The organism is Nocardia sp. FBN12 (assembly GCF_050320175.1).
Classification (GTDB): Bacteria; Actinomycetota; Actinomycetes; order Mycobacteriales; family Mycobacteriaceae; genus Nocardia.
Window position 1 is genome coordinate 6,793,222 of sequence record NZ_CP190048.1, and the last position, 13,943, is coordinate 6,807,164.

The 13,943-nt window shown below is 69.2% G+C and carries 7 protein-coding genes; 4 read left to right on the plus strand and 3 right to left on the minus strand.

All coding sequences use genetic code 11. The features are described 5' to 3' along the window. Positions 1-8: 8 nt before the first annotated feature. Positions 9-1,151 (minus strand): acyl-CoA dehydrogenase family protein, encoded by a 1,143-nt coding sequence (locus ACQHI0_RS32115; protein WP_427905464.1) that lies wholly within the window; start codon positions 1,149-1,151, stop codon positions 9-11. A gap of 72 nt (positions 1,152-1,223) precedes the next feature. On the opposite strand from ACQHI0_RS32115, the gene ACQHI0_RS32120 reads away from it, so the two are divergent. Further along, a complete protein-coding gene (locus tag ACQHI0_RS32120) occupies positions 1,224-1,604 on the plus strand; it encodes an ArsR/SmtB family transcription factor (RefSeq protein WP_427905465.1) in 381 nt (126 codons plus the stop codon). Between the two features lie 111 nt (positions 1,605-1,715). Further along, positions 1,716-3,350, plus strand: coding sequence for a long-chain fatty acid--CoA ligase (locus ACQHI0_RS32125; protein WP_427905466.1), 1,635 nt, complete (start codon positions 1,716-1,718; stop codon positions 3,348-3,350). 176 nt (positions 3,351-3,526) lie between these two features. Here ACQHI0_RS32125 and ACQHI0_RS32130 read toward each other — a convergent pair whose 3' ends face one another. Both ACQHI0_RS32130 and ACQHI0_RS32135 read right to left on the minus strand, forming a co-directional pair. After that, positions 3,527-3,919, minus strand: a complete 393-nt coding sequence (locus ACQHI0_RS32130) for an SCO5389 family protein (protein WP_062982488.1) — start codon at positions 3,917-3,919, stop codon at positions 3,527-3,529. Between the two features lie 70 nt (positions 3,920-3,989). Continuing rightward, on the minus strand, positions 3,990-5,036 hold the full coding sequence (locus ACQHI0_RS32135) for an NAD(P)H-dependent flavin oxidoreductase (RefSeq protein WP_427905467.1): 1,047 nt from the start codon (positions 5,034-5,036) through the stop codon (positions 3,990-3,992). A 266-nt stretch (positions 5,037-5,302) separates the two neighbouring features. Between ACQHI0_RS32135 and ACQHI0_RS32140 the strand changes: the two genes are divergently transcribed. Continuing rightward, positions 5,303-6,169 (plus strand): M23 family metallopeptidase, encoded by an 867-nt coding sequence (locus tag ACQHI0_RS32140; RefSeq protein WP_427905468.1) that lies wholly within the window; start codon positions 5,303-5,305, stop codon positions 6,167-6,169. Between the two features lie 381 nt (positions 6,170-6,550). Continuing rightward, complete coding sequence (locus ACQHI0_RS32145) at positions 6,551-13,885, plus strand: amino acid adenylation domain-containing protein (RefSeq protein WP_427905469.1); 7,335 nt, start codon at positions 6,551-6,553, stop codon at positions 13,883-13,885. Positions 13,886-13,943: the final 58 nt, after the last annotated feature.

A 13,943-nucleotide genomic window follows, 5' to 3' on the forward strand; every position in this document is an offset into this window, starting at 1 on the left:
GTTGCCTATTAGCTACCGGCGAGGTGGCGGGCGATGACCAGGCGCTGGATCTGGTTCGTTCCTTCGAAGATCTGCATGACTTTCGCTTCGCGCATGTAGCGCTCGACGGGGAAGTCCTGGGTGTAGCCGTAGCCGCCGAAGACCTGGACCGCGTCGGTGGTCACCTTCATGGCCGCGTCGGTGGCGACCAGTTTGGCGACCGAGGCCTGGCGCGAATACGGCAGGCCCGCGTCGCGGCGGCGGGCGGCGTCGAGGTAGGTGGCGCGGGCGGTGTCGACGGCGGCGGCCATGTCGGCGAGGACGAAGCCGAGGCCCTGGTGGTCGATGATCTTGCGGCCGAAGGCTTCTCGCTCCTTGGCGTAGGCGACCGCTTCGTCGAGGGCGCGCTGGGCGACACCGGTCGCGACGGCGGCAATGCCGAGGCGGCCCGCGTCGAGCGCGCTGAACGCGATCGAAAGTCCCTGTCCCTCTTCGCCGATGCGACGCTCGGTGGGCAGGAAGGCATCGTCGTAGGCGGCGGTGGTGGTGGGGATGCCGCGCAGGCCCATCTTCTCCTCGGGCTTGCCGAAGCTCAGGCCCTCGGTGTCCGCGGGGACCAGGAAGCAGGAGATGCCACGCGAACCCTCGCCGGTGCGGGCGAACAGCGTGTAGAAGTCGGCGCGACCGCCGTTGGTGATCCAGGCCTTGGTGCCGTTGAGGTTGTAGCCGCCGTCGACGGGGGTGGCCCGGCAGCGCAGCGCGGCCGCGTCGGAACCGGCGTGCGCTTCGGAAAGGCTGTAGGCGCCGATCGTTTCGCCCGACAGCATGCCCTCGAGCCACTGCTGCTTCTGTTCGTCGGTGCCGTAGGTGAACAGCGGATGGCACGACAGACCGTGCACGCTCACGGCGACAGCGACAGCCGCCCAACGGCTCGCGATCTCCTCGAGCACCTGCAGGTACACCTCATAGGGCTGCGCGCCACCACCGAATTCCTCCGGGTAAGGCAGGCTCAGCAGCCCGGCCGCACCGAGCGCGGGGAAAACGCCGTCGGGAAAGACGCCGGTCTTCTCGCTCTCGGCGACCCTCGGCTCCAGCACCTTGTCGGCGATATCGCGGGTCAGTTCGATCAGGTCGCGCGCCTCGTCGGTGGGCAGCATCCGGTCAACAGCCATGCTCGTCACAGTAACTGCCGTTCACATCGCCGACTGTGGCGAGGCGAACACTCGCGGCTCTATTATCTGCGTATGAACGCAGATGCTCGTTCGCCCCTTGCCGAGGACCAGGTGGGGTTGGTGGTCGAGGTGTTCCGGATGCTGGCCGACCCGACCAGGGTCCAGGTCCTCTGGGCGCTGGCCGAGGAAGAACTCTCGGTGAACGAATTGGCGAGCCGAGTCGGCAAGCCGGGCCCCTCGGTGTCCCAGCACCTGGCGAAATTGCGCATGGCGCGGCTCGTGCGCACCCGTCGCGAGGGGACCACCATCTACTACAGCCTCGACAACGATCACGTCCGCAGCCTGGTCGTGGACGCGGTACACAACGCCGAACACGCCGGTCCTGGCGTGCCGTCGCACCATAGCGGTCCTGATGGTCAGCCGCCGCACGCGGAGCCGCCTGGTTCGCGATGACGATTCGACCTGCAGGAATGTTGTCGGAGGAAACGATTGCGAGCCTCAAACCTTTCGGTAGCATCCGTTGTGACGTGGCTCATGCCACGGCAGGGACTTGAAGGAGCACCGATGCTGAGCACCATGCAGGACGACCAGCTCTCGCTGGCCAAACTGCTCAACTATGCCGCTACTTTCCAGGGCGATTCGACAGTGTCCACGTGGACCGGTGACGGTGTTCGCACCATGACCTACCGCGAGCTGGGCGCCGATTCGGCTCGGCTGGCCAACGCGCTGCGTGGTCTCGGCATCGAAGAAGGTGACCGCGTCGGCACCTTCATGTGGAACAACAACGAGCACATGGTCGCTTACATCGCGGTGCCCGCGATGGGCGCGGTGCTGCACGCGCTCAACATCCGGCTCTTCCCCGAGCAGTTGGTGTTCGTCGCCAATCACGCCGAGGACAAGGTCGTGCTCGTCGACGGCACGCTGCTGCCGCTGTTCGCGCAGTACCTGCCGAACCTGAAGACCGTGAAGCACGTGATCGTCGTCAACGGTGATGCCGCCGCGCTCACCGCGCCCGAGGGTGTCGCCGTGCACTCGTACCGCGAGCTGCTCGACGCCCAGTCCGCCGACTTCGACTTCCCGGTCGTCGACGAACGCTCCGCCGCCGCGATGTGTTACACCTCCGGCACCACCGGCGACCCGAAGGGCGTCGTCTACTCGCACCGCTCCAACTGGCTGCACGCCATGCAGGTGAACTCGCCCAACGGCATGGGTTTCCAGGGCTCGGACTACGTGCTGGCGATCGTGCCGCTGTTCCACGCCAACGCGTGGGGCCTGCCGTACGCGGCGCTGATGTCGGGCGCCAACGTGCTGATGCCGGACCGTTTCCTGCAGCCCGGCCCGCTGCTGGAGATGATGGCCGCCGAGAAGCCGACCTTCGCCGCCGCCGTGCCCACCATCTGGGGTGGCGTGCTTGCCGCGCTTTCGGCGGCACCGCAGGACATTTCGCACCTGCGCACCGCGGTAGTCGGTGGCTCCGCGGTGCCGCCCGCGATGATGCGCGCCTTCGAGGAGAAGCACGGCGTGCGCATCCTGCACGCGTGGGGCATGACCGAGACCTCCCCGCTGGGCAGCGTCGGGCACCCGCCCGCCGGCGTCGAGGGCGAAGAGGCCTGGACCTACCGCTACACCCAGGGTCGTTTCCCGGCCAACGTCGAGGCCCGGCTCGTCGGCGACGACGGCAAGGTCGTCCCGAACGACGGTGAGTCGCTCGGCGAGCTCGAGGTCCGCGGCGCGTGGATCACCGGCTCCTACTACTCGCCCACCGGCGCTGACATCGACCCGGACAAGTTCGACGACGGGTGGCTGCGTACCGGCGATGTCGGCAAGATCAGCCCCAACGGCTACCTCACCCTGGTCGACCGCTCCAAGGACGTCATCAAGTCCGGTGGCGAGTGGATCTCCTCGGTGGACCTGGAGAACGCGGTGATGGGCCACGCGGCCGTCGCCGAGGCCGCGGTCATCGGCGTGCCGGACGAGAAGTGGGACGAGCGCCCGCTGGTCGCCATCGTGCTCGCCGAAGGCGCCGCTGCCGAGGCCGCCGAACTGCGCGACTACCTGGCCGACAAGTTCGCCAAGTGGCAGCTGCCCGAGCGCTGGACCTTCATCGCCGAGGTCCCGAAGACCAGCGTCGGCAAGTTCGACAAGAAGCGTCTGCGCGCCCAGTACGCCGAGGGCGAACTGGACGTAGTCACGGTGTAAGACAGCGAAAGGCGGGCGTGGAATCGCTTCCACGCCCGCCCTTTTGTACTGCGAGCTACGTTATTCGCGGCCCGCCCGATTCTGGACTGACCAGAGGGTGCGACGAAGGAGTGCCCGCCGGGAGGGAAGAATCGGGGCCCGAAGGGCCGCGAACCGCGGCGCCAGCCGCCAAGAACTCAGCAGTTCCGGAGCTCGGGGCTCTGGTTCAAGAGCTGGGCGCGGGGGCTGATGTAGCGGGTGTAGGTCTCCCCGCCGACGGCCGACAGCGGGAACGCCGCGACCCGATGGCAGTTCTGAAAAGCCAGCTTCACACCGAAGTGCCGTTCCAGGCCACCGCGAATGGCGTCGGAGGCCAGGGCACGCAGCAGCTGGCCGCGGGCCACCTCGTCCGGCGGCGGTACCCGGTTGTCGGCGTATTCGTCGGTGCCGGTGCGCAGGTCGTCCGCGACCCGGCTCACCACCTCCCATGCGTAAGGCAATGAGGTACGGACACATTCGACGAATTCGGCGTCGTCGATATCGCCCTGCTCGGCGCGTTCGAGTAGTGCGGCGGGAACATCGAGGGACATGGCGCTCTCCTCCTGCTTGGGGGTGGTCGGCGGGATGCGATGCCAGGTCGAGTCTAAACGAAATCGGTTGTCAATAACCCTGGATTCGTTCCGAAAGTGCTTTTCGGAGTGCGCTTTTCGCGTCCGAGGCCAGGTCGGCGACGAGTTCGCCTGCCGGTTGCCCGGTGCTCAGCGAATGAGCTTGCCCCGCCCACAGATTCACTTCGTCGGTGTTGCCACCCGCGCGCGCGGCGGCCCGCAACGGGGCGGTGGCGTAATGGATTTCGGGGTAGGCGGCCGGCGCGTCGGCGGTGTGTTCGACGAGGAAACGGTTGCGGATCCCGCGAGCGCGGCGTCCGGTGAAGGCGCGCGTGAGCATCGTCGGTTCCGGCGTCCCGATCGCGCCGCGGTGCACGGCATTGGTGCCCGCCTCCGGGCAGCGCAGCAGCGCGGTCCCGATCTGCGCCGCCGATGCCCCGGCCGCCAGCACGCCGGCCACGCCCGCACCCGTCGCGATCCCACCCGTCGCGACGAGCGGGCGGGAGGTGACGGCGGTGAGCAGCTGGATCAGGGTCAGCAGGCCGGGTGGGTCGATCGGATCGCCGGCGGGGTCGTCGAGGAAGCTCGCGCGGTGCCCGCCCGCCTCGGCACCCTGGGCGATCAACACGTCGGCGCCCGCGTCGACGGCGATCAGTGCCTCGTCGGGGGAGGTGACCGTCACCCACACCTCCGAACCGACCGCGTGCAGCCGGTCCACCTCCACCGCGGTGGGGCAGCCGAAGGTCGTCGAGACCACCGCCACCGGATCGGCGACCAGGAGATCGAGCTTGTCGGCCCAGCCGTCGGTGTCGTGTTCGGGGGTGCCGAGTGGGAATTCGGCGCCGAGTTCGGCGAGGTAGGTCGCGTACGCGGACGGATCGGCCACTGCTCCCGGTGCGAACAGGTTCACGCCGAACGGCGCTGTGGTGGCCGCTCGCGTCGCCTCGATCTGCGCTGCGAGCGCCTCGGTGCCGAGGTAGCCGGCGGCGAGCTGGCCGAACCCGCCCGCGGCCGCGACGGCGACCACCAGTTCGGGTGTGGACGGGCCGCCTGCCATGGGCGCGGCGACGATGGGGACGGTCAAGGTCTCGATCACCATGGGTCGAGTGTGGTCGGTCGAGGCCGTGTTCAGGCCACCTGACGGCGCGTGTGATGGGTTCGACACGGTGATCGTTACTGTGTGACACGCCATCTACCTGCGACTTCGCAACGCAAGGTTGCGGAATGGTCACGGCCGGGTAGTGTTCCCGTCACAACGTATGCCGAACCGTTACACATAGTTCGGCAGTGGAGAACACCCAGGTGGTCTCCGGGCCGGTCGCAGACCGGTTTCGTTTCCTTGTTGTCGGACGCTAGGACGAGATCTTGTCGCAGCACCGTGTGGGTCCCGAATCCATCTCCGTGCAGGACCTGCTTGCGCACGCGGATGGCCGGAGCCCGAGCAGGAGCAGGCACCGCGCCGAGGCCTCGCGCACCGATCGGGTGCGAGTCGCCGCGAGTGCCGCGGTCGCCGCGGGCGCCCTGGTCGGCGTCACCGCCCAGATCGCCCCCGCCCTGGCTTTCGCCGCGCCGCTGCTGCCGACCCACGACGACAGCGTCGAGGAATCGGTCGTTCCCGAGTCCGCCCGCCAGGACGTCGACCTCGTCGCCGCGCAGCAGGTCTCCGCGCACGTCGAGACTCCGGCGCCGGTAGACGCGGTCGCCGCGCCGATCGCCGCCCCCGTGGCCGCGCCCTTCGGCATCGGCAACCTGCCCCCCGAGATCTCCGGCCCGCTCGGCCAGGTCGAGGACATCCTGCAGGGCATTCAGCATCAGGTCGCGCCGCCGCAGGCCACCCGCCCGGTCGCGGGTCCGATCAGCTCCGGCTTCGGCGCCCGCTGGGGTGCCATGCACTACGGCCTCGACTTCGCCGACTCGATCGGCGCCCCGATCAAGTCCGTGTCCAGCGGCACCGTCATCGAGGCGGGCCCGGCGTCGGGCTTCGGCCTGTGGGTGCGCGTGCTGCACGACGACGGCACCACCGGCGTCTACGGCCACGTCAACGAGATGCTGGTCAGCGAGGGCCAGCGGGTCAACGCGGGCCAGGTCATCGCGACCGTCGGCAACCGCGGCCAGTCCACCGGCCCGCACCTGCACCTCGAGATCTGGGATCAGGGCGGCGGCAAGATGGACCCGATTCCGTACCTCGCCTCCAAGGGTGTCCCGCTCGAGTGGGGCCCTTCCGCGCACTGATTATCTGGAGCGCTGGCGCGCTCGAGTTCGCGGCCACGGGTGTCCCGTCGATCAGGCACCGTTGCTTGCTCCTTCGTCGCCTACGCAACGGCGCCTGATCGACGGGAAGGCCGCGAACCGCCGCTGCGCGGCGCCCCTCCCTAAGGGTCGGGGTTCGCGGTTTGCTCTGACAGCGTTAGTGAGTGACGGTGGCTCTTATGAGCCCCGTCACTTTGCTGTTGGTGGGGGCAACACGTTCCTGGGCCGGGCCGATAGTCCTCTTGGCCCCGAGCACTGGGGGCACACGACTCGGACATTATGTCGTCGGTCTATATGATGGCTCGATCTGCACGATGCGGCAGCCGCACGGGCAGGCTCGATGTGAGAGGTGAATGAACTCGAATGGAAACTGCCCGTCGTTCTGCCCGCGGTAACCGCCGTCGCCGGTCGAGCAGTCCGACATTCGGGCAGTTGCTGACGGGGGCCGTCGAATCGGCCGCCGATCGGGTCGCGGTTCGGTTCAACCCGTCCGGTGACCCCGCCGATCAGCGTCAGCTCACCTACTCCGAGTTCGACCAGCAGTCCTCGCAGCTGGCCCGTGCGCTGATCGCCCGCGGCATCGGCCCCGGCGACGTGGTCGCCATCGGTATCGCCCGCTCGATCGAATCCGTGCTGGCCGTGTGGGCGATCGCCAAGACCGGCGCCGCCTACGTCCCGGTCGACCCGAACTACCCGGCCGACCGCATCGCGCACATCGTGTCCGATTCCGGCGCGGTCCTCGGGCTCACCACCGCCACCCATCGCGAGATCCTCGGTACGGCCCTGACCTGGCTCGAGCTCGACGACGCCGAGACGGCCACCCGGATCGCGGCCGAGCCCGCGCACCCGATCTCCTACACCGACCGGATCCGCACCCTCGATGAGCGGCACCCGGCCTACGTCATCTACACCTCGGGCTCCACCGGCAAGCCGAAGGGCGTCGTGGTGACCCACACCGGTCTGGCCGGTCTGGTCGCCGCCGAGCGCGCGCACTACCGCGTCGCCGCCGACTCGCGTGTGCTGCACGTGTGCTCGCCGAACTTCGACGTGTCGGTGCTCGAACTGCTGCTCACCTTCTCCGCGGGCGCCACCCTGGTGATCGCGCCGCCCGGGGTGTTCGGTGGCTTCGAACTCGCGGATCTGCTGCGCCGCGAACAGGTTTCGCACATGCTCATCACTCCGGGTGCGCTGGAATCGGTCGACCCGGCCGATCTGGACGATCTCCAGGTAGTGGTCGTCGCGGGTGACAAGTTCGGTCCGGAACTGGTCGGGCGCTGGGCCGTCGGCGAGCGGGAGTTCTACAACGGTTACGGCCCCACCGAGGCCACCATTCTCGCCACCAGCACCGCGCCGATGGATCCGGCCGCGCCGGTGACGATCGGTGCCGCGATCGCCGGTGTCGGCGCGTTCGTGCTGGATTCCCGGCTGCGGCCGGTGCCCTCGGGTGTGATCGGTGAGTTGTATCTGTCGGGTCCCGCGCTGGCGCAGGGCTATCTGAACCGCCCCGCGCTGACCGCGGAGCGTTTCGTCGCCAGCCCCTTCGGTGCCGAATCCGGTGACGCGAACGCCCGCTTGTACCGCACCGGAGACCTGGTGCGGCGCAGCGAATCCGGTGACGGCGTCATCGAGTACATGGGGCGCTCGGACTTCCAGGTGAAGATCCGCGGCTTCCGGATCGAGCTCGGTGAGATCGACAACGCGCTCACCGCGCACCCCGATATCGACTTCGCGGCCACCCTCGGCAAGACCCTGCCTTCCGGTGTGACAGCACTGGTTTCGTATGTGATGCCACGTGCCGGCGCCCCCGTGGATGTGGCCGCGCTCGACGCGTTCCTCGCGGAATCGTTGCCCGGCTACATGATTCCGGCCGCGATCATGGTCCTGGACCGGATCCCGCTGACGCCGGTGGGCAAGCTGGATCGAAAGGCCTTGCCGGAACCTGTTTTCGCGGTCCGCGAGTTCCGTGCGCCCGTCACCCCGGTGCAGCAGGTGGTGGCGGACGTCTTCGCCGAACTGCTGACCGCCGGTGCGCCGGAAGAGATCCGGGTCGGCGCCGACGACGACTTCTTCGAGCTCGGCGGCAACTCGCTGCTGGCCGCCCAGGCCGCCACGCGCATCGGCGCCGCGCTCGACACCAGGATTCCGGTGCAGGTGCTGTTCGAGGTCAGCACCGTTTCCGGGCTGGCCGAACGCGTCGAACGCCATATCGGCACCGGTTCGGGCCAGGAGCTGGTCGCCCAGCAGCGCCCCGATTCGATCCCGCTGTCGTTCGCCCAGCAGCGGATGTGGTTCCTCAACCAGTTCGATCCGGCCAGCGCCGTGAACAACATGCCGATCGCGGTGCGCCTGTCGGGTGTGTTGGATGTCGAGGCGTTGCGCGTCGCGGTCACCGATCTGGTGGCCCGCCACGAGGTGCTGCGCACGATGTATCCGCCGGTCGACGGGGTCGGCACGCAGCTCGTGCTGCCGCTGTCGGACCCGCGCGCTGTGCCCGCGCTCGCGGTGGACGACATCGGCGAGGACGCGATCGCCGCCCTGGTCACCGAGACCGCCGGTGCGGGCTTCGATGTCACCGTGGCCCCGCCGCTGCGGTTGCGGCTGCTGCGGCTGAGCGCGACCGAGCATGTGCTGGTCTGCGTGATGCACCACATCGCCGGTGACGGTGTGTCGATGGGTCCACTCACCCGCGATCTGATGACGGCCTACGTGCAGCGCAGCGCGGGTTCTGCGCCCGGCTGGCCAGCCTTGGCTGTCCAGTACGCCGATTTCACGCTCTGGCAGCGTGCGGTGCTCGGTACCGAGGACGACCCGGAGTCGATCCTGGCCCAGCAGATCGAGTTCTGGCGCACCCAGCTCGCCGGGGTGCCCGATCAGCTCGAGCTGCCCATCGACCGGCCGCGGCCCGCTACTGCCTCCTACCGTGGTGCGAGCCTGGACTTCCGCATTCCGGCCGAGGTGCACGCGGGGCTGGATCAGCTTGCGCGCACCCACAATTCGACCTTGTTCATGGTTGTGCATGCCGCGCTGTCGGCGCTGCTGGCCAGGCTGTCCGGCAGTACCGATATCGCCATCGGCACGCCGGTCGCGGGACGCGGTGACGCCGCGCTCGACGATCTGATCGGCATGTTCGTCAACACGCTCGTGTTGCGCACCGAGGTCGACCCCGCGGCGAGCTTCGAAGAGTTGCTCTCCCGGACCCGGGCGGTCGATGTGGCCGCCTTCGGCCACGCCGACGTGCCGTTCGAGCGGTTGGTCGAGCTGCTCGACCCGGCCCGTTCGACCGCGCGGCACCCGCTGTTCCAGGTGATGCTCGCCTTCCAGAACATGGCGCGCACGGCCCTCGAGCTGCCCGGGATGACCGTCTCCGGCGTCGAGCTGACCATGCCGTTCGCCAAGTTCGACCTGCAGTTCGAGATGGTGGAGGACACCGATCGCCACGGTGCCCCGCACGGCATCGCGGTCGGGCTCACCTACGCGACCGACCTGTTCGACGCCGACACCATCGCCGGATTCGCCGACCGGTTCCAGCGGCTGCTGGCGGCGATCGTTGCCGCCCCGGCTCGGCCGCTCGGTGCGATCGAGCTCTTGGAGCCCGCCGAGCTGGATCGAATTCTGGTGCAGTGGAACGACACTCGCCACGAACTCGCGCCGGAGCTGCTGCTCGATGGCTATCGGCGTGCCGTCGCGGAGTTCCCCGCCGCTGTCGCCGTCGCCTACGAGGGTGCCGAGCTAACCTATCGGGAGTTCGACGAGCGGGTCAACCGGCTCGCGCGGTTGCTGGTGGCGCAGGGTGTCGGACCCGAATCATTGGTCGGGCTCGCGATGCGCCGTTCGCTGGACCTGGTGGTCGGGATGTACGCGATCGTCACCGCTGGTGGAGCGTATGTGCCGATCGATCCGGACCATCCGGCAGATCGCATCGCGCACATTCTCGATACCGCGGCGCCAGCTGCTGTCCTGAGCACCACCTCCGATGCCGTCGAGGTGCCGGTCGGCGTGCCGGTGATCCTGGTGGATTCCGTTGCGCTCGAAGAGTTCTCGGCTGCTCCGCTCGAGTTGTCGCGGCCGGTGCTGCCGGCGAACCCGGCCTATGTCATCTTCACCTCCGGTTCCACCGGGCGGCCCAAGGGTGTGGCGGTATCGCACGCGGCGATCGTCAACCAGATGGTCTACATGGGCGCCGAGTACGGGATCGGCCCGTCGGATGTGTACCTGCAGAAGACGCCCGCCACGTTCGACGTGTCGCTGTGGGGCTACTTCCTGCCGCTGCGGACCGGTGCGAAGCTGGTCGTGTCGACCCACGACGGACACCGAGACCCGGTGTATCTCGCCGAAACGATCGCGGCGCAGGGCATCACGCTCACCGACTTCGTGCCGTCGATGCTCTCGGTGTTCGCCGCGCACACCACCGCAGGCTCGATTCCGAGTCTGCGTGCGGTGTTCGCCGCCGGTGAGGCGCTGCCCACCGAGACAGTGGCCGACGTGGCCCGCGTTTCCGCGGCGCGTGTGCACAACCTGTACGGACCTACCGAGGCCGCCGTCACCGTGACGCGCTGGCCCGCAGTCGATTCCGATCGCGGTTCGGTGCCGATGGGTGTCCCGGAGTGGAATACCCGTGTCTACGTGCTGGATTCGCGGCTGCGTGCGGTGCCCGCCGGAGTGGTCGGCGAGCTGTACCTGGCCGGTGACCAGCTCGCGCGCGGCTATGTCGCCCGCCCCGGTCTCACCGCGGATCGGTTCGTCGCCAACCCCTTCGAGCCCGGCGCGCGGATGTACCGCTCCGGTGACCTCGTCCGCTGGGGTGGATCGTCGGCCGAGCCCGCGCTGGAATACCTGGGCCGCACCGACTTCCAGGTGAAGTTCCGTGGTCAGCGCATCGAGCTCGGCGAGATCGAGACCGCGCTGCTCGCGCGGGATGCGATCAGCCAGGCCGTGGCACTGGTGCTCGACACCGCATCGGGCCAGCATCTGGTCGCGTATGTGGTGGCGCGCCCCGGCGAGCAGCCCGACCCCGCGGCGCTGCGGACAGCTGTCGCGGAATCGTTGCCCGCCTACATGGTTCCGACCGTCGTGACAGTGCTGGACAGCTTCCCGCTGAACCCGAGCGGCAAGCTCGACCGCAAAGCGCTGCCCGCTCCCGCCTTCACCGCGGGCGAGTTCCGCGCGCCCGCCACCCCCGCGGAGGAGATCGTCGCCGGGGTCTTCGCGGAACTGCTCGGCATGGCCCGGGTCGGCGCCGACGACGACTACTTCGCCCTCGGCGGCAACTCGCTGCTCGCCACCCGCGCGATCGCCCGTATCAACGAGGCCCTCGACGCCCAGCTCGCGATCCGCGACCTGTTCGAGACGCCCACAGTGTCGGCGCTGGCCGCGCGCATCGGCGGTGCGAGCGGTACCGCCGCCCGCCCGCCGCTGGTCGCCACCGAACGCCCGCTACGCATTCCGCTGTCGCTGGCCCAGCAGCGCATGTGGGTGGTCAACCAGGTCGACCCCACTTCGGCCTCCTACAACATCCCCTTCGCCATCCGCCTCACCGGCGAACTCGATGTGGCCGCACTCGACGCCGCGGTTGCCGACGTGCTCGGCCGACACGAGTCCCTGCGCACCTTCTTCCCGGTGGCCGGTGGCGGCGTTGCCCGGATCGACGCCGGTCGCGCCGGCGCTCCGGGCGAGGCCGTGGCCGATGGTATGCCCGTCCAGGAAATTCTGTCCGTGGCCGAGGCGCTGCCCGGCGGGCTTCAGGTCGAGTCGACCTCCGACATCCTCACTCGGGCGGCCGAATTGGCTGGCACAGGCTTCGACGTAACCCGTGAGGTGCCGCTGCGTGCGCGGTTGCTCACCGACGGGACTTCGGCCGACTGGCTGCTTGTTGTTGTGGTGCACCATATTTCGGCCGACGGTGCGTCGCTGGCGCCGCTGGCCCGCGATCTGATGACCGCCTATGTCGCGCGTGCGGCGCGGCAGAGCCCGGCGTGGGCGCCGCTGGAGGTGCAGTACGCGGACTTCGCGCTGTGGCAACGGGCGGTTGTCGGGGACGACGAGCAGCCGGAATCGCTGGCCGCCGCGCAGCTCGACTACTGGCGCGATCAGTTGGCTGACGTGCCAGCGCTTTTGGAGCTGCCGCAGGACCGCCCGCGGCCCTCGGTGCCGACCCTGCGCGGCGCCACCGCCGAGCTGCGCTTGCCCGCCGACGTGCACACCGCGCTGAACAACCTCGCGCGTGAACACAAGTCGTCGCTGTTCATGGTTGTGCACGCGGCGCTGGCCGTGCTGCTCGGCCGGTTGTCGGGCACCTCCGACATCGCCATCGGTACCGCGGTCGCCGGTCGTGGCGAGCGGGCGCTCGACGAGCTGGTCGGCATGTTCGTCAACACCCTGACGCTGCGCACCATTCTCGATCCGGCCGCGTCCTTCGACGAGGCCGTCGACGTGGCGCGCGAGACCGACCTCGGCGCGTTCGCCAATGCCGACCTGCCGTTCGAGCGAGTCGCCGAGGTTGTCGCGCCGGGCCGGGGCAGTGCGCAGAGCCCGCTGTTCCAGGTGGCACTCACCTTCAGCAACAACGAGGCGGCCGCGCTCGAACTGCCCGGTCTCACCGTGAACGCTCTCGACACCGCGGTCGCGGCGAAGTTCGACCTGCAGGTCGACGTCGAACCGCGCTTCACCGCCGCCGGCGAGCCCGACGAACTGGTGACCCTGTTCAACTACGCGACTGACCTGTTCGACGAGGCCACTGTGCGCAGTATCGGGGCCCGTTTCGCTCGCATCCTGACCGCCGTCGCCGCCGACCCGCAGATCCGGATCGGCGATATCGACATCCTCGACGAGTCCGAACGGGCCCGGCTGCTCGCCGGCGCGGCCCAGGCTCCCGCACCGAGCGCTCCTTCGGGCGGCACCACCCTCGCGCAGGCTTTCACGGCCGCCGCCGAGGACGACCCCGACGGCCCTGCCCTCGTCTGGGGCGACGACGCGCTGACCTACGAGCAGCTCGACGCCCGCTCCGCGCGCCTGTCGCGGCTGCTGATCGGTCGCGGCTTCGGCCCGGGAGACGGTGTGGCCGTCGACCTTCCGCGCGGCGTCGAGTGGGTCATCGCGGTCTGGGCGATCCTCAAGGCGGGCGCGGCCGTGGTTCCGGTGACCGGCACCGAATCGCGGACCGAACCCGCCGCGAAGCTGGGCATCACCGTCGGTGAACCTGGCGGCGTCGACTGGATCTCCCTCGACGACCCGGCGATCAAGACCGAGTTGTCGACCCAATCCGCCCGCCCGGTCACCTACGCCGACCGCACCCGAGCCCTGCGTGGCACGGACCCGGCCTTCGTCGGCGCCGACCGCACCTGCAACTACGACGAACTCGCCACGGCGGGGGCGCGAGTCCGCACCGACACCGACCTCACCTTCGAAGCACGGACCTTCGGCCATGGCTCCGTCGACAGCTTCACGGCGCTGGTCGAGCCGGTGGCCGCAGGTGTCGCGGGCGCGTCGATGGTGCTGGTGCCCGGCGTCGCGGATGCGTCGGCGGCGCTGGCCGAGGAATGGGTGACCCACTTGTTCGGTGATCGAGCGGGGATCGAGGCGCTCGACACCGCCGAGCTCGGCGACCTGCAGGCCCTGATCGCCGACGATGCCGCGCCGGGCAATCCGGGTGCGGCCGAGGTAGTGCTCGTACTCGGAGAGCTGCGCGCCCCGGTGGCGTGAGCCGCGTGCTCACGGCACGGGGCCCCGCTGCGGGACAACAAGTTTCGGTGATGGGTGA

What these genes read in the sequence shown, in the direction of transcription:
- ACQHI0_RS32125 (WP_427905466.1), top strand. Translation starts at nt 1,716, where the DNA reads ATGCTGAGCACCATGCAGGACGACCAGCTCTCGCTGGCCAAACTGCTC.
- ACQHI0_RS32115 (WP_427905464.1), bottom strand. Translation starts at nt 1,151, where the DNA reads ATGGCTGTTGACCGGATGCTGCCCACCGACGAGGCGCGCGACCTGATC.
- ACQHI0_RS32120 (WP_427905465.1), top strand. Translation starts at nt 1,224, where the DNA reads ATGAACGCAGATGCTCGTTCGCCCCTTGCCGAGGACCAGGTGGGGTTG.
- ACQHI0_RS32130 (WP_062982488.1), bottom strand. Translation starts at nt 3,919, where the DNA reads ATGTCCCTCGATGTTCCCGCCGCACTACTCGAACGCGCCGAGCAGGGC.
- ACQHI0_RS32145 (WP_427905469.1), top strand. Translation starts at nt 6,551, where the DNA reads ATGGAAACTGCCCGTCGTTCTGCCCGCGGTAACCGCCGTCGCCGGTCG.
- ACQHI0_RS32135 (WP_427905467.1), bottom strand. Translation starts at nt 5,036, where the DNA reads ATGGTGATCGAGACCTTGACCGTCCCCATCGTCGCCGCGCCCATGGCA.